The 15,221-nt window shown below is 65.6% G+C and carries 11 protein-coding genes and 1 pseudogene; 8 read left to right on the top strand and 4 right to left on the bottom strand.

Annotation, left to right across the window (positions count from 1 at the left end; genetic code table 11):
• Nucleotides 1-30: 30 nt before the first annotated feature.
• The 3 genes from C2H86_RS25465 (at nt 31) to C2H86_RS25455 (ending at nt 4,321) form a co-directional block, all read left to right on the top strand.
• A complete protein-coding gene (locus C2H86_RS25465; protein ID WP_159410423.1) occupies nt 31-2,358 on the top strand; it encodes a putative bifunctional diguanylate cyclase/phosphodiesterase in 2,328 nt (775 codons plus the stop codon).
• Nucleotides 2,346-3,218, top strand: coding sequence for a phosphate/phosphite/phosphonate ABC transporter substrate-binding protein (locus C2H86_RS25460; RefSeq protein ID WP_159410422.1), 873 nt, complete (start codon nt 2,346-2,348; stop codon nt 3,216-3,218). The genes C2H86_RS25465 and C2H86_RS25460 overlap by 13 nt, the downstream gene beginning before the upstream one ends.
• Nucleotides 3,219-3,340: 122 nt before the next feature.
• Complete coding sequence (locus tag C2H86_RS25455; RefSeq protein ID WP_205524568.1) at nt 3,341-4,321, top strand: site-specific integrase; 981 nt, start codon at nt 3,341-3,343, stop codon at nt 4,319-4,321.
• Here C2H86_RS25455 and C2H86_RS28440 read toward each other — a convergent pair.
• Together C2H86_RS28440 and C2H86_RS28435 are read right to left on the bottom strand one after the other, a co-directional pair.
• Nucleotides 4,311-5,420, bottom strand: coding sequence for an SMP-30/gluconolactonase/LRE family protein (locus C2H86_RS28440; RefSeq protein ID WP_240349735.1), 1,110 nt, complete (start codon nt 5,418-5,420; stop codon nt 4,311-4,313). The genes C2H86_RS25455 and C2H86_RS28440 overlap by 11 nt on opposite strands.
• Nucleotides 5,421-5,471: 51 nt before the next feature.
• Nucleotides 5,472-5,957: pseudogene (locus C2H86_RS28435) on the bottom strand (SDR family NAD(P)-dependent oxidoreductase); the annotation flags it as partial.
• Between the two features lie 204 nt (nt 5,958-6,161).
• Between C2H86_RS28435 and C2H86_RS25445 the strand changes: the two are divergent.
• Nucleotides 6,162-7,178: a LysR substrate-binding domain-containing protein gene (locus C2H86_RS25445; protein ID WP_159410420.1), complete on the top strand. Its 1,017-nt coding sequence runs from the start codon at nt 6,162-6,164 to the stop codon at nt 7,176-7,178.
• Here C2H86_RS25445 and C2H86_RS25440 read toward each other — a convergent pair.
• The gene (locus C2H86_RS25440) at nt 7,116-8,258 is read right to left on the bottom strand and encodes a glycerate kinase (protein ID WP_159410419.1); all 1,143 of its coding nucleotides are present in this window, start codon (nt 8,256-8,258) and stop codon (nt 7,116-7,118) included. The two genes, C2H86_RS25445 and C2H86_RS25440, sit on opposite strands and share 63 nt — an antisense overlap.
• A gap of 112 nt (nt 8,259-8,370) precedes the next feature.
• Nucleotides 8,371-9,468: a sugar diacid recognition domain-containing protein gene (locus C2H86_RS25435; RefSeq protein WP_159410418.1), complete on the bottom strand. Its 1,098-nt coding sequence runs from the start codon at nt 9,466-9,468 to the stop codon at nt 8,371-8,373.
• 163 nt (nt 9,469-9,631) lie between these two features.
• Here C2H86_RS25435 and C2H86_RS25430 point away from each other — a divergent pair, with 163 nt between their 5' ends.
• The 4 genes from C2H86_RS25430 (at nt 9,632) to C2H86_RS25415 (ending at nt 15,202) form a co-directional block, all read left to right on the top strand.
• Nucleotides 9,632-10,960, top strand: coding sequence for an MFS transporter (locus C2H86_RS25430; RefSeq protein ID WP_159410417.1), 1,329 nt, complete (start codon nt 9,632-9,634; stop codon nt 10,958-10,960).
• A 377-nt stretch (nt 10,961-11,337) separates the two neighbouring features.
• Nucleotides 11,338-12,858 carry an FAD-dependent oxidoreductase gene (locus tag C2H86_RS25425; protein WP_159410416.1) on the top strand — a complete coding sequence of 507 codons (1,521 nt, stop codon included), beginning with the start codon at nt 11,338-11,340 and terminating at the stop codon, nt 12,856-12,858.
• An 80-nt stretch (nt 12,859-12,938) separates the two neighbouring features.
• Entirely contained in the window at nt 12,939-13,949 is a 1,011-nt protein-coding gene (locus tag C2H86_RS25420; protein ID WP_159410415.1) for an aldo/keto reductase, read from the top strand.
• A 155-nt stretch (nt 13,950-14,104) separates the two neighbouring features.
• Nucleotides 14,105-15,202 (top strand): alkene reductase, encoded by a 1,098-nt coding sequence (locus C2H86_RS25415; RefSeq protein WP_159410414.1) that lies wholly within the window; start codon nt 14,105-14,107, stop codon nt 15,200-15,202.
• Nucleotides 15,203-15,221 lie beyond the last annotated feature (19 nt).

Genomic DNA, 15,221 nt, shown 5'->3' with positions numbered 1-15,221 from the left:
GACCATCACCCAGGGTCGGGAACAACAGCAGTGATCCGTCGCTCTCTCTCCTCCGCAAGCCTCCTGCGCTTGCTGATCCTGATGCTCTGTGCAGCCACCCTGACCTTCCTCTGGGGGCTGCACGTCACCCAGAAGGCCGCCTCGCGCCAGGATGCACTGGCGGCCAAGGCGGCCGAGCATCTGAACCTGGCAAGTATTGTTGCCGAAAGCCTGCGCCAGCTGGTCGACCGCGCCCAGGCCGTGGGTCGGGTGACCCAGGACGACATGAAAACCTTGCGCCAGGGCAGCCTGAGCCTTGCCAGGCTGTTGGCCGAAGACCCCGTGTTCAAGCGCATGAGCCTGTACGATCGCCAGGGTCGGCTGCTGTCCGCCAGCCATAGCGACGAAGCCGCGCAGCTGCCGGCGGACTGGCTGCAGCAATTGAAGGTGCATGTCGCCCACTACGGTTTCAAACCGTTCCTGCCACGGATCATCCCCGATACCTCGCTCCCGACCCTACCCAACTGGCGCCTGCCCTTCCTGTTGCCGTTGACCGACCTGCCGGGCCGGGAAATCGACAATATTCTCGTGGTGCAGCTCGACATTGGCTACCTGGCGGTGCTGTTCCAGCACATCGACCTTGGCGACAGCGGCTTGATGCGCCTGATTCAGGACGATGGCCAGGAGCGTCTGCGCATCGATACCAGCGGCGTGGTGGTGGCAGGCGACAGCTTCGAACCGGACATGGCAGATGCCGACGGGGCGGCCGGGCAGCTGACCCAATACGCGTCCGGGGTCCCTTACCAGAGCCTGTACCGGCGGGTGCCCGAGCGTGGCTTCAGCGTGGTGGTCAGCCAGCGTTATGACGAGATTCTCGCCCCTTCCACGCTGGCCTATTCGCGGCAGTTCTGGCTGAACCTGAGCATGACCCTGATGATCCTCGCCAGCCTGGCCTGGACCCTGCGCCTGCTGCGCAAGCGCCAGGAGGCGTTCAGCGCCCTGGAGCACGCGCAGCAGGTCAACCAGCAACTGATCGGCCGCCTGGAAGACGAACACCGGCGCAGCAGCCACGCCGCCGCCACCGACCACCTCAGCGGCCTGCACAACCGCCGCCAGTTCGTCGAAGTCGCCGGACAGGCGCTGACCCGGCAGCGCGGCAAACGCCGCCTGATGGCAATCCTGTTCATCGACATGGACCGTTTCAAGTCGATCAACGACTCGCTCGGGCACAAGATCGGCGACCTGTTGCTGCAGGCGGTTGCCGGGCGCATCCAGCGCCTGCTCGAACCCGGCGACGAGGCCTCGCGCTTTGGCGGTGACGAGTTCGTCGTGCTGCTGGCGGGCGAGCGCAGTGAGGCGCAGATCAACAACTGGGTACGCACACTGGTGCAGAAGCTCTCGGCCATCTACGCCCTCGACGGCCAGGAGGTCAACACCAGCCCCAGCGTCGGGGTCAGCATCTGCCCGCGTGATGGCCAGGACATCGACAGCCTGATCCGCAGCGCCGATGCCGCCATGTACTCGGCAAAGCAGGCCGGGCGCGCCCAGTACCGCTTCTTCGACCCCTCGCTCAACCTTTCCGACATCCAGGCCTTCACCCTCGAGCAAGCCTTCGGCACAGCCCTGACCGAGCGCCAGTTCGTGCTGCACTTCCAGCCGCAGATCCGCCTGGATAACCACCGTGTATTGGGCTATGAAGCCTTGGTGCGGTGGGATCACCCCGAATTCGGGCTGCTCTACCCCGACCGCTTCATCAGCCTGGCCGAACGCAGTGGTTTCATCATCGAACTGGGTTGGGAGGTGTTGCGCCTGGCCTGCGAAGAACTGGCCCGCTGGGATGCGCAAGGCCGTGAGGCACGGCTGGCGGTGAATGTCTCGGCCATGCAGTTGCGCCAGGCCGACTTCAGCACCCGCCTGCTGGCCAAGCTGAAGCTGTACGGCATAAACCCGCAGCGCCTGGAGCTGGAGATCACCGAAACCACCATCCTCGACCCGGAAGGCACCGCCGTCGATCACCTCCATCGCCTGCGTGCCGCCGGCCTGGGCATCAGCCTGGACGACTTTGGCCGCGGCTACGCCGGCTTCGCACACCTGCAGTCGCTGCCGCTGAGCAAGCTGAAGATCGACCGCTCGCTGATCGCACCGCTGTCCAATAGCTACGACGACAGCCCGATCGTGTCCTCGACCATCATCCTGGCCAAGCGCCTGGGCCTGGAGGTGGTGGCCGAAGGCGTTGAGACCCGCGAGCAGGTGGTGTGCCTGAAGCTCGCCGGCTGCGATATCGCCCAGGGCTATCATTTCAGCCGGCCGTTGTCGCCGGCGCAGTTGCGTGAGTATCCGCCCTTCAACGGTATCGAGGAAAAGCCATGCGTGTTGTGAAGACCCTGGCCGCGCTGTTGCTGGCCAATCTGTTGGCCTCTGCCGCCGTGGCCGATTGCACGCCGCGCAGCCTGCGCCTGGCGGTGATCCCGATCAAGAGCAGCGAGGACATGGTTCGCGAACACCAGCCGCTGCTGCAGCGCCTGAGCCAGGCAGCGGGTGTGCCGGTAGAACTGGTGATTGCCGCCTCCTACGAAAGCGTGGTTGACGCCATCGTCTCCGGCGGCGCGGACATCGCCCGGCTTGGCCCAGCATCTTATGTATTGGCCAACCGACGCGACCCCGGCATCGAACCGTTCGCGACCTTCACCTTGAGCGCTGGCCCTTACACGCCGGCCGGCAGCCATTACCAGGCACTGCTGCTGACCCGTGGCAACAGCGTCGAAAACATCGAGCAACTGCGCGGCAAGCGTGTGGCCCTGAGCGACCCGGCCAGCACCTCGGGCAGCCTGGTGCCGAGTGTCGAGTTCCCGGCCGAAGTCGGCTCGCCGTTACCGCAATTCTTCGGCGCGCTGGTGTATGCCGGGACCCACGACAAGGCGCTGGAAGCGTTGCTCGATGGTCGGGTCGATGCCGCCTTCGTCGCCAGCGAGCGGGCCGATGCCTACCTCGCCCGGCATGCCCTGAGCCCGGCTGCACTCAAGGTGCAATGGCGCTCGCAGCCGATCTACTACGACCCTTATGTGTTCAGTGCCAGCCTGTGCCCGGCGCTGAAGCAACGCATTCGCACGGCCATGCTGGACGACCCCAAGGCCATGGCGGCCTTTGTCGCCTCTCAGGATGCCAGCGGGCTGGTGCCGGTGAGCCAGGCCGAATATGCGCCGCTGCGGCAATTGATGGACGCCTCGTTGCCTCGCTGATTTACGCGCATCCTGTGCCGGCCTCTTCGCGGCTAAAGCCGCTCCTACAGGGGTTGCGCAGGGCCTGTGGGAGCGGCTTTTGCCGCGAAGAGGCCGGGACAGGCGGACCAATAAGCTTTATCGTGTCACGGTCTCCCACCAACCTGCCAGCCATGACCGACATCGAGCGCTACGTCCGCGCTGCCACCCGCGACAACACCCGGCGCAGCTACCAAGCCGCCATCGAACACTTCGAGACCCATTGGGGCGGGTTCCTGCCGGCCACCGCCGACAGCATCGCCCGCTACCTGGCCGACCACGCCGAACAGCACGCGGTCAGCACCCTGCGCCAGCGTCTGGCAGCACTCAGCCAGTGGCACATCAGCCAGGGCTTCCCCGACCCGACCAAGGCGCCGCTGGTGCGCCAGGTGCTGCGCGGCATCCGCACCCTGCACCCGACACCCCCCAGGCAAGCCGCCCCGCTGTTACTGCAACACCTGCAGGCAGCCGTCGAGCGCTTCGAAGCCGAAGCCACCCAGGCCCGTGAATGCCACGACCTGCCAGCCCTGCGCCGCGCCCGGCGTGACACCGCCTTGCTGTTGCTGGGCTTCTGGCGCGGCTTTCGCGGTGATGAACTGGCGCGCTTGCGCGTGGAGCACATCCAGGCCGAAGCGGGCGTGGGCATCACCCTGTTCCTGCCGCGCAGCAAGGGCGACCGCGAAGCGCTGGGCGTGCAGCACCGCACCCCGGCACTGAAGACGCTGTGCCCGGTCAATGCCTACCTGCAATGGATCGAGGTGGCGGGCATCGCCCACGGCCCGGTATTTCGCAAGCTCGACCGCTGGGGCAACCTCAGCGATACGCCGCTCAACAGCAACAGCCTGGTCGGCCTGCTACGGCGCATGCTGGCACGTGCCGAGGTACCCGCCGCGCTGTACACCGGCCATTCCCTGCGCCGCGGCTTTGCCACCTGGGCAACGGCCAATGGCTGGGAGTTGAAAGCCCTGATGAGCTACGTGGGCTGGAAAGACGCCAAGTCAGCATTGCGCTATATCGACGCCGCGCAACGCTTCGGCGAGCTGGCCGTGCTACCGGCCAGTCAGGGGCAGGTGCTCATTCCTTGAAGGCATACCGTGCGATGCCAGCCACCTCCGGGCGGATCGCGTAAAGATCGCCCGCATCCGGGTAATGGCGCAATTGCGCCGGTGCCATGCCGACCCGTGCGGTGGTGATGTACAAGGTATCCAGGTTCTCGCCGCCAAAGCAGCAACTGGTCGGGCGCGGTACCGGCATCACCACCTGATCGGTCAGGTGGCCATGACGGTCGTAATGCAGCAGGCAGCTGCCATTGAACTGGCAGACCCACAGCCCACCCTCACGGTCCAGCGCAATGCCGTCCGGCCGCCCCAGTTCGGCAGGCGTCTCGGCGAACAGGCTGACCTGCTCCAGGCGCCCTTCTGCGGGGTATTCGGCGCGGTAGATCCTGCGTGCCACGGAGTCGACGAAGAACAGCGTCTGGCCGTCGGCTGACCAGGCCAAGCCATTGGGCAACGCCAGGCCGCAATGGATCACCTCGTCACTGAACTGGCCGTCGAAGCGGAACAGCGCCCCGGTCCCGCCACTCGGGACTTCGTCCATCAGGCCGGTGACGAAGCGCCCCTGTGGGTCACAGGCGCCATCGTTGAAACGATAGGTCGAGCGCGGATGCACGGGTACCGAGTACTGGCGAATGCGGCCGCAGGCAAGGTCGAGCAGCACCGCGCTGGAGTCTTCGGTGAAGATCAGGTTGCCGCGGTCGGTCAGCGCCAGTGCGCCAATACGTGCGGCCGACTCATACAACCGCTCCAGCTTGCCATCGGGCTGCAGCCGGTTGATACGCCCGCCGGTGATATCGACGAAGTACAACGCCCCCGTCCGCGCATCCCAGACCGGGCTTTCACCCAGGTCGGCACGGGTATTGGCAACCTTGACCGGCTGGTAGTGGCATTCCTTGATGCGGCTCCAGCGCGCCGCGACTTCGGCCAGGCTGGCAGCCTCCACCCGTGCCAGGTCGCGCGGGTAGCTGACCCCGCTGTTCTCGCACAGGCGCGTGGCGGTGAACTGGCCGTTGCTGGCCCTCAGGATATAGCCGGTGTCGTGGCACAGCCCGCTGGCCAGGTACAGCACACCCGGGGTGACCCACTCCGGCTTGAGCTCTTGCGGTGCCTGGCTGATACCCCACATGCGGGTCTTGGCCACGGGCGAGATCGCATTGACCAGAATGCCGTGCTCCTGCCCTTCCATGCTCAGGGCGTTCATGATGCCGACCTGGGCCATCTTGCCCGCCGCATAGGCCACCAGCCCCGGCTGCGCGTAACGCTGGTACATGGCACGGTCGGAAGTGGTCAGCACGATGCGCGGTGCCGCTGATCGCTTCAGGTGCTTCCAGGCATGCTTGGCCAGCCACACCGGCGCGTGCACGCTGATGCCCAGGGCGCGGTCGAGGAAGGCCTGTTCCTGGGTCTCGATGCCCTGGTAGTCCACCCAGCCCGCGTTGTGGATGAGGATGTCCAGTGCGCCGAAGTGTTCGACGGCCAGCTCGACCAGTTGCCGGCAGGCGTCTTCATGTTCCAGCTGGCCGATGTGTGCGACCACGTCGAAACCCCTGGCGCGCAGGGTTTCGAACGCAGCGCTGACGGCCGTCGGGTCCTGCCCTTCACCTGACCGGTCGGTGCCCAGGTCGCTGATGACGACCCGGGCGCCACGGGCTGCAAGTGCCATGGCGTAGTCCAGGCCAAGGCCCTGGGCAGCACCGGTGACGATGGCGACCTTGCCCGTGAATGGGTCTGTAAATGGCATTGTAGAGCCCTTCCAATTCTCCTTTTTACGATAACAACAAAAAAATCAATGACTTAATATTAAAAGCATGCAACTTTGATATCTCCGGGATATCACCGCCGTCCCGGCTCGTCGAAGGAAGAGGGAATGATCGAGACACGCTTGCTCAGGCAGTTCATTGCCGTCGCCGAGGAGCTGCACTTTCACAAGGCGGCCCTGCGCCTGCACATGGCCCAGCCGCCCCTGAGCCAGGCGATCAGCCGCCTCGAAGAAAAACTGGGGTTCAGCCTGTTCCTGCGCAACAAACGGGCGGTCAAGCTCACCACTGCTGGCGTGGCCTTCCTGGAAACAGCCTACCGCACGCTCAAGGAACTGGAGCAAGGCATCGAATACGCGCGTAATGTCTCCCAAGGCATCAGCGGCAAATTGACCATCACCGCTATTTCCATCGCCTACTACGCGTCGCTGCTCACCACCTTGAAGCAATTTCGCGAAACCTACCCGAACGTGCGCCTGACCATCCGCGAAATGCCTTCGGCCTCCCAGGCCAAGGCGTTGCTGGCCGGGGAAGCGGACGTCGGCTTCATGCGCAAGCTGCCGCTGCCGGCAGGCACCCTCGAATCACGCCTGATGCTCAGCGAGCAGATCGTCATGGCCTTGCCCGCTCACCATCCCGAAGCGCGGCAGCCCGTGGTCGACCTGCGCAATTTTGCCGATGAGGATTTCGTCTTCACCCCGCAGGCGCTGGGCAGCGGCTATCACGGCCAGCTAATCGCCCTGTGCGAGTCGGCAGGCTTCCACCCCAGGATCGTCCAGGAGGCCGCGCAGATCCACACCCAGGTCGGGCTGGTGGCCTGCGGTTTCGGTGTCGCCCTGGTACCGGAATCGATTGCCTACTCGGCCTTGGGCGACCGCGTGCAGTTCCGCCCGATCCGGCCGATCAAGGGCCAGCCCACGCCGAGCATGGGCCTGTACATGAACTGGAATACCGAGAACGCCTCGCCGGCGCTGGGCAGCTTCATTGCCATGCTCCAGCAGGGCGCGCCGCAGCGCTTTGCCGATACCCTGCAGAAGCCGCTGATGCAGGAGGATTGCGACGTATCAGCGCTGCTGCCTGGCGCGTTGCCAGACACGGGCGATATCACCGGCACGGTCCTGCAATAGCTGCGCGGCGTTCGCGCACGCCTGCTCCAGGGTCATCGGCCCATTGGACAGGGCAAAGGCCGCGTCGATACCGTGGGCATACAGCTGCTGGTAGCCTTCGCCCAGGGTACCCGCCAGCACCACCACCGGCACCCCGTGACGCTTAGCCACCCGGGCGACACCCATGGGCGTCTTGCCGCGCAGGGTCTGGGCGTCGAAGCGCCCTTCACCGGTAATCACCAGGTCGGCGCCTTGCACCAGCGCGTCCAGGCCAGCCAGCTCCGCGACCACTTCCACCCCCGGGCGGAAGCGTGCGCCCATGAAGGCCTTGGCGGCAAAGCCCATGCCCCCGGCCGCACCGCAACCCGGGAAGTCGCGCACGTCTTCACCGAGCAGTTGCGCACAGTGGTCGGCAAAGTGGCCCAGGGCCTGGTCCAGCGCCTGCACCTGCTCGGGGTTGGCGCCCTTCTGTGGGCCGAAGATCGCCGAAGCGCCATTGGCGCCACACAGCGGGTTGTCGACATCGGCCGCCACGTCGACCTGCACCTCGGCCAGCCGTGGGTCCAGGTCACTGGCGTCGATACGGGCCAGCCGGGCCAGGGCAAGGCCACCCTCCTCCAGCGCTTGCCCGTCGGCATCCAGCAGGCGCAGGCCCAGCGACCGCAGCATGCCGCTGCCGCCATCGTTGGTGGCGCTGCCGCCAATGGCCAGGACGATCCGTTGCGCCCCGGCCGCCAGGGCTGCGGCGATCAGCTCACCAGTGCCCCAGGTGCTGCTGCGGCAGGCATCGCGCTGGCCGCTGGGTACCAGCTGGATGCCGCTGGCCTGGGCCATCTCGATGACCGCAGTGCGGCTTTCTGCCAGCCAGCCCCAACCGGCTTCCACGCGCTGCCCCAGCGGCCCGCGCACGGTCTGCCGGCGCAGTTCGCCATGGCTGGCAGCGACAATCGCCTCCATGGTGCCTTCGCCGCCATCGGCCATCGGGCATTCGACCAGCTCGGCAGCGGGCAACGCCTCGCCCAGGCCAAGGGCGATGGCACGGGCGACACCGGCAGCGTCGAGGCTGTCCTTGAACGAGTCGGGGGCGATGACGATTTTCATGGGGATTCTCCTGTCCTGATAACAGGCATGCTGACAGCTGTCTGGCGCGGCGGCCTCAGTCGGATGCACAAAAGGCCGATGGCGTTGTTTGGGCAAATGCCTTCGGCGGCGCTCAATCGGCCGGCAGCAGTTGCAGCCCCAGGTACAGGCTCAGCATGCCTTCCAGGCGCAACGGGTCTACTTCGCCCAGTTCGGCGATACGCTCCAGGCGGTAACGCAGGCTGTTGCGGTGGATACCCAGGGCATCGGCACAGGCCTGGCTCTGGCCATCGTGCGCGCACCAGGCGCGCAGCGTGGTCAGCAACTGGCCGCTGGCATCCCGGGCGCGAAGGCGTTGCAACGGCTCAAGCAGTTCATCCAGCGCGTCTTCATTGCGATGGCGCCAGAGCAAGGCCGGCAAGCGGTAGCGGCTGAGGCTCAGCAGCTGTTCCTTCGGCAGCACCTCACGGCCATAGGCCAGCAAGTCACGTACCCGCCGGTAACCCCGGCGCAGCTGTTCCAGGCTCTGCGCCGCGCTGCCCAGGGCCAGGCGTTCCACCTCCCAGCCGTGGCGCCGCAGGCGCTCGATCAGGCGTGCTTCATCCAGCACCAGCCCCGCCGGCCGGCACCACAGCAGCGACTCGCGCGAAGGGCTCACGCACCAGCTTTCCGGGTAGCGGCTCATCAACCAGGCCGACAGCGTTTCGGCAGGCGGCCCGGATTGCAGCTCGAACAGGCATGGCACCCGTGGCAACTGAGGCTTCAGGCCCAACTGCTGGGCCTCGTCCAGCAACCGTGGCGAATCGCCGCTGCCGCCGAGCAGCAGCGCCAGCAGGTCGTCGCAACGCTGGCGCCGCCACTGCTGCTCGACCTGCAGATGGCGCTGCGCCAGGAGCATCTCGGCGGTCATGCGCACCAGCTCGCCGTAGGTGCGCAGTTGCTGCGGCTCGCCGGTCAGGCCGAGCACGCCGATCAAGCGCCCGTCGAGCATCAACGGCAGGTTGACCCCAGGCTGCACGCCCTTCAGGCACTTGGCCGCGTCGACGTCCAGTTCGACCACCCGGCCATTGGCCAACACCAGCTGCGCACCCTCGTGACGGGTGTTGATGCGCTCCGGCTCGCCACTGCCGAGGATCAGCCCCTGGCTGTCCATGACGTTGACGTTGCAGGGCAGAATGGCCATCGCCCGATTGACGATATCCTGCGCCAGGTCATGGTCCAGTTCGAACATTCAGCGGTCCTTAATCGTGTCAGCTTTTGTACGGCGGCACAGCGCCATCCGCGATACGCTGTGCAAAAGCACAAAGACAGGCGCGCCGCCGTCCCCGAGACTCGTCAGGGCGAGCGCCGGCACAGGCGACGCGGCGACAACCATAACAACAGAGACCACGATCATGGCACACAGCCCCGCCCCTGACCAAGGCACGGACATCACCCGCAACGCGCTGTACCGGCGCATCACCCTGCGGCTGATCCCGTTCATTTTCATCTGCTACCTGTTCAACTACCTGGACCGCGTCAACGTCGGCTTCGCCAAGCTGCAGATGCTCGATGCACTGAAGTTCAGCGAAACCGTGTACGGCCTCGGCGCCGGCATCTTCTTCATCGGCTACGTGCTCTGTGGCCTGCCGAGCAACCTGGCGCTCAACCGCTTCGGCCCGCGGCGCTGGATTGCGGCGATGATGATCGCCTGGGGCAGCCTGTCGACCTGCCTGCTGTTCGTCACCACCCCCACCGAGTTCTACACCCTGCGCCTGCTGACCGGCGCCGCCGAGGCAGGTTTCTTCCCCGGCGTGGTGCTGTACCTCTCGCGCTGGTTCCCGGCTGACCGCCGTGGCCGCATCATGGCCTTGTTCATGTCGGCGATCCCGGTGTCGGGCCTGCTCGGCGGGCCGTTCTCCGGCTGGATCCTGCAGCACTTCGCCGCTGGCCAACATGGCCTGGCCGGCTGGCAGTGGATGTTCCTGATCCAGGGCCTGCCAACCGTCGCCCTCGGTGTACTGGCCATCAAGCTACTCAGCGATGGTTACCAGAAAGCCGACTGGCTGAGCCCCGCCGAACGCCAGCTGATCGCCGCCGACCTCAAGGCCGACGCCGCCAGCAAACCGAACGCTACCGGCGACAGCGTGATGGCTGTATTGACCAACCCGCTGATCTGGACCTTCGGTTTCGTCTACTTCTGCATCCAGAGCGGTGTGTACGCGATCAACTTCTGGCTGCCGTCGATCATCAAGAACATGGGCTTCGACAACCCGCTGCTGATCGGCTGGCTGAGCGCCATTCCGTACCTGCTGGCTGGGGTGTTCATGATCCTCTGCGGCCGCTCGGCAGACCTGCGCAACGAACGGCGCTGGCACCTCGTAGTGCCGATGTTGATGGGCGCCGTCGGCCTGCTGATCGCGGTCAACTTCGCCGGCAATCCGACCATCGCCATCCTCGGCCTGTCGATCGCCACCATGGGCGCCCTCACCGGCCTGCCGATGTTCTGGCCGATGCCGACCGCGCTGCTCAGCGCCAGTGCCGCAGTGGCGGGCCTGGCGATCATCAACTCGGTGGGGCAGATGGCTGGTTTCCTCAGCCCGTATCTGGTCGGGTTCATCAAGGACCAGACTGGGTCTACCGATGCTGCGCTGTATTCGCTGGCCGCGCTGATTGTGCTGGGTAGCCTGGTGGCCTTGCGGGTTACCCGGGCTGGGGCGTTGAGTACTGCTCGGGTAAGTTGAGGCACCGGGGTGTTCGCCGGGAGGTTTGCAGCGCCTGTTAGATCGAGCGCCGCCCGCGCGGCGCATCGCGAGCTCTGCTCGCTCCTACGTTTGTTTCGGGCCAGTAACGCCTGTGACAGGCGCGCGCGACCGCCTTGTCTGTACGACGCGATATCCCGCCAGGCGCCAAGGCGTTCGCGGGCAAATCCCACAGGAATAACTGGCCCGAAACAAACGTAGGAGCGAGCAGAGCTCGCGATGCGCCGCGCGGGCGGCGCTCGATCTCATAAGCGCTGAAAATCCCAAGGCGAACACAAGAACACCGATCGTCAGCTCAACGCATCCCTCTCCCACCCCAGGCGTCAAATGGTTCCAAAGCCCCCCTTTGGAGAAGCCCCATGACCCAGCACGCCGTGGCCCGCCTCGAACAGCTCGATCCCAGGCGCCCCTTGCGCATCCAGGCCGGCAACGAAGAAATGATCCTCATCCGCCAAGGCGATCAGGTCCATGCCTACCAGGGCAACTGCCCGCACGAAGGCGCGCCGCTGGAAGAAGGCGTGATCTGCGGCGGCCTGCTGGTCTGCCCCTGGCACAAGGCCGCGTTTGCCGTCGATGAAGGCGCGGTATGCGAACCCCCGGCGTTGACGGGCCTGCGCAGGTACCGGGCATGGGTCAAGGAGGGCGAGGTGTGGGTCGATGACCAACCCTTGCCACAGAGCGAGTCACCGCGACACAGCGATGCCCGCACCTTCGTGGTGATCGGTGCCGGTGCCGCCGGTTCGGCGGCGGTGGTCACGCTGCTCGACCACGGCTTCGGCGGGCACCTGATCTGGCTCGATCAGGAGCGGCAGCCCGCTTACGATCGCACCGCCTTGAGCAAGTTCGTCATTGCCGGGGAGATGGCGCCCGACGAGGTGTCCGCCTTGCTGGAGCCCGATCAGCTGCGCAAGGGCCATCTTGACCGGCGCTTCGGCAAGGTCCGTGCGCTGGATGCGAAAAAGCGCCAGATCACCCTCGCCGACGGCCAGCACATCGACTATGACGCCGCCCTGCTGGCCACCGGCGGCAAGCCGTTGCGCCCGCAGCTGCCGGGTGTCGACCTGCCCGGCATCATGACCCTGCGCTCGCGCGAGGATGCCGCACGCCTGCTCGATGCCGCCGAACCTGGGCAGCCGGTGGTGATCGTCGGTGACGGGTTCATTGGCCTGGAAGCCGCCGCTGCGCTACGCAAATATGGCGTACAGGTGCATGTGGTCACACGTCACGACGTACCGTTGGCCAAACAGCTGGGCGAGCGCATCGGACGCTGCATTCGCGAGCTGCATGAACGCAAGGGCGTGGTGTTCCACGGCCCGACCGAGGTCGAGCGCTTTTTGGGCGAAGACAAGGTCGAAGCCGTGCAGTTGGCCAATGGCGAGAAGCTGAGCACCTCTCTGGTGTTACTCGGAACGGGCGTTAAACCGGCCACGGCGTTCGTGCAAGGTGTGCAATTGGCCAAAGACCAGTCAGTGTCGGTCGATGCCGAACTGCATGCCGCCGATGGGCTCTGGGCCGCTGGCGATATCGCCACCTTTCCCCATGCAGGGCAGCCGGTGCGCATCGAGCACTGGCGGCTGGCCCAGCAGCACGGCGTAATTGCAGCGGCCAACATGCTGGGTGAGCAAAGGCGCTACAACGATGTGCCGTTCTTCTGGACCTACCAGCACGGGCGCACCTACGAGGTGCTGGGACACGCCCGGGACTGGAACCGCATCGAGTTCGTCGGTGAGCCGGAGAAAGGCGACTTCATTGCCCTGCAGTGTGTCGGGGAACAGGTCGAGGCGGTGGTAGCCAAGGGTTACTCGGATGCCATGGCGACGCTGTCACAACGGATGAAGCGGCCCTTGAGCCTGGACGAAGCTCTCCAATTGATTGGCTGAATTCAGCGCCCTTGCGGCCTTTCAAACCCCGTCGGTTCTGTGTAAAACAACCGGATCATTCCCCGCAAAGGATACTCGGCATGATCTACCGTCCCCTGGGCCAATCCGGCCTGCAAGTCTCCGCCCTGACCCTGGGCAGCATGATGTTCGGCGAGCAGACCGGCACCGAGGATGCACTGCGGATCATCGACAAGGCCTGGGACCAGGGCATCAACTTCATCGACACGGCCGACGTGTACAACGCCGGCCGCTCCGAAGAGATCGTCGGCGAAGCGGTGGCGCGCCACCGCCAGGACTGGATCGTCGCCTCCAAGGTCGGCATGGGCCCCACCGATGGCCTGCCCAACCGCAGCGGGCTGTCGCGCAAGCACATCTTCAATGGCATCGACTCCACGCTGACGCGCATGCACCTGGACTACCTGGACATCTACTACCTGCACCGCGAAGACCACAAGGTGCCGCTGGAAGAGACCGTGCGGGCCATCGGCGACCTGTTGCAGCAGGGCAAGATCCGCTACTGGGGGGTGTCCAACTACCGTGGCTGGCGCATTGCCGAAATCTGCAACCTCGCCGAGCGCCTGGGTGTGGCCAAGCCGGTGGTGAGCCAGCCGCTGTACAACATCGTCAACCGCCAGGCCGAGCCTGAGCAGATGACTGCTGCCGCGTATCACGGCCTGGGCGTGGTGCCCTTCAGCCCGCTGGCCCGTGGCGTGCTCAGCGGCAAGTATGCGCCGGGGGCCGAGCCCGAGGCCGGCAGCCGCGCGGCACGTCAGGACAAGCGCATCATGGAAGTGGAATGGCGCCAGGAGTCGCTGGCCATTGCCCGGCAGCTGCAGGATTACGCCCAGGCCAAGGGCGTGGGCCTGGTCGAGTTCGCGATTGCCTGGGTGCTCAACAGCCAGCTGGTCAGCTCGGCCATCGTCGGGCCGCGTACTGAGGCGCAATGGGATACCTATGGCGGGGCGCTGGAGGTGAAGATCACGGCGGAAGACGAGGCATTCATCGATTCGCTGGTGACGCCGGGGCATGCGTCGACGCCTGGGTTCAATGATGTGGCGCATTTTGTCAGTGGGCGGTTGGCTCGTCGCTGATTGTTCTCCTGTACTGGCCTCTTCGCTGCCAGCCCGCGAAGGGGCCAGTACAGGCAAAAGGCATTGGGGAGCTCTACTCCGGGGTCCCGGTCCCCCCTTTCCCCAATCATCCCGGTATCGTTCGCGCCATTGGTTTCCCTACCTCTGGAGCAACAATGAAACTCTTGCAACCCCTGCAGATCGGCCCCCTGACCCTGTCCAACCGCGTGTTCATGGCCCCACTCACCCGCCTGCGCAGCCTGGAACCCGGTGACGTGCCGACGCCGATGATGGCCGAATACTACCGCCAGCGCGCCAGCGCCGGCCTGATCATCACCGAAGCCACGCAGATTTCCTTCCAGGCCAAGGGTTATTCCGGTTCGCCCGGCATCCACAGCGCCGAGCAAATCGCCGCCTGGAAGATCGTGAACGATGGCATCCACGCCGATGGCGGCCACAGCGCCGTGCAGGTCTGGCACACCGGCCGCGTTTCGCACACCTCGCTGCAACCCGACGGCGAAGCACCGGTCGCACCATCGGCCCTGCCGGCCAACGCCCGCACCACCCTGCGCGATGAACAAGGCAACCTGATGCGGGTGGAAACCTCCACGCCTCGTGCCCTGAGCGAAGACGAGATTGCGGCCATCGTTGCCGACTTCGGTCAGGCCGCCGTCAACGCCCGTGAGGCCGGTTTCGATTTCATCGAGCTGCACGCCGCCCACGGCTACCTGCTGCACCAGTTCCTCACCCCGAGCGCCAACCAACGCGAAGACCGTTACGGCGGTAGCGTGGAGAACCGTGCGCGTATCGTTCTGGAAGCCGTGGACGCTGCAATCGCCAACTGGAGCGCCGAGCGCATTGGCATCCGCGTGTTCCCGCTGGGTGGTTTCAATGGTGTGGACAACGGCGAGGACCAGGAAGCCGCCGGCCTGTACCTGATCAAGCAACTGGCCAAGCGCAACCTCGCCTACCTGCACCTCTCCGAGCCAGACTGGGCCGGTGGCAAGCCGCTGCGTGATGAGTTCCGCGAGCAGATCCGTGCCGCGTACCCAGGTGTGATCATCGCGGCGGGTGCCTATACCGCCGAGAAAGGCGAAGACTTGATCGGCCGTGGCCTGATCGATGCCGTGGCTTTCGGCCGCAGCTACATTGCCAACCCGGACCTGGTGGAGCGGCTGCGGGTGCAGGCGCCGCTGAACGAGCATCGGGCGCAGTTCGACTATGCCAATGGGCCTGAGGGGTATACGGATTATCCGTTCCTCAAGCAGGCCTGATGCTGAAAGGGAGCTCGAA

This window comes from Pseudomonas putida, from assembly GCF_009883635.2.
Classification (GTDB): Bacteria; Pseudomonadota; Gammaproteobacteria; order Pseudomonadales; family Pseudomonadaceae; genus Aquipseudomonas; species Aquipseudomonas putida_W.
Note: the sequence above shows the minus strand (reverse complement) of the source record. Positions and strands in the feature narration are given on the sequence as shown.

Bases quoted from the DNA above. Each gene is read 5' to 3' on its own strand.
- C2H86_RS25460 (WP_159410422.1), top strand. From the start codon at position 2,346: ATGCGTGTTGTGAAGACCCTGGCCGCGCTGTTGCTGGCCAATCTGTTG.
- C2H86_RS28440 (WP_240349735.1), bottom strand. From the start codon at position 5,420: ATGTGGGGTATCAGCCAGGCACCGCAAGAGCTCAAGCCGGAGTGGGTC.
- C2H86_RS25445 (WP_159410420.1), top strand. From the start codon at position 6,162: ATGATCGAGACACGCTTGCTCAGGCAGTTCATTGCCGTCGCCGAGGAG.
- C2H86_RS25440 (WP_159410419.1), bottom strand. From the start codon at position 8,258: ATGAAAATCGTCATCGCCCCCGACTCGTTCAAGGACAGCCTCGACGCT.
- C2H86_RS25435 (WP_159410418.1), bottom strand. From the start codon at position 9,468: ATGTTCGAACTGGACCATGACCTGGCGCAGGATATCGTCAATCGGGCG.
- C2H86_RS25430 (WP_159410417.1), top strand. From the start codon at position 9,632: ATGGCACACAGCCCCGCCCCTGACCAAGGCACGGACATCACCCGCAAC.
- C2H86_RS25425 (WP_159410416.1), top strand. From the start codon at position 11,338: ATGACCCAGCACGCCGTGGCCCGCCTCGAACAGCTCGATCCCAGGCGC.
- C2H86_RS25420 (WP_159410415.1), top strand. From the start codon at position 12,939: ATGATCTACCGTCCCCTGGGCCAATCCGGCCTGCAAGTCTCCGCCCTG.
- C2H86_RS25415 (WP_159410414.1), top strand. From the start codon at position 14,105: ATGAAACTCTTGCAACCCCTGCAGATCGGCCCCCTGACCCTGTCCAAC.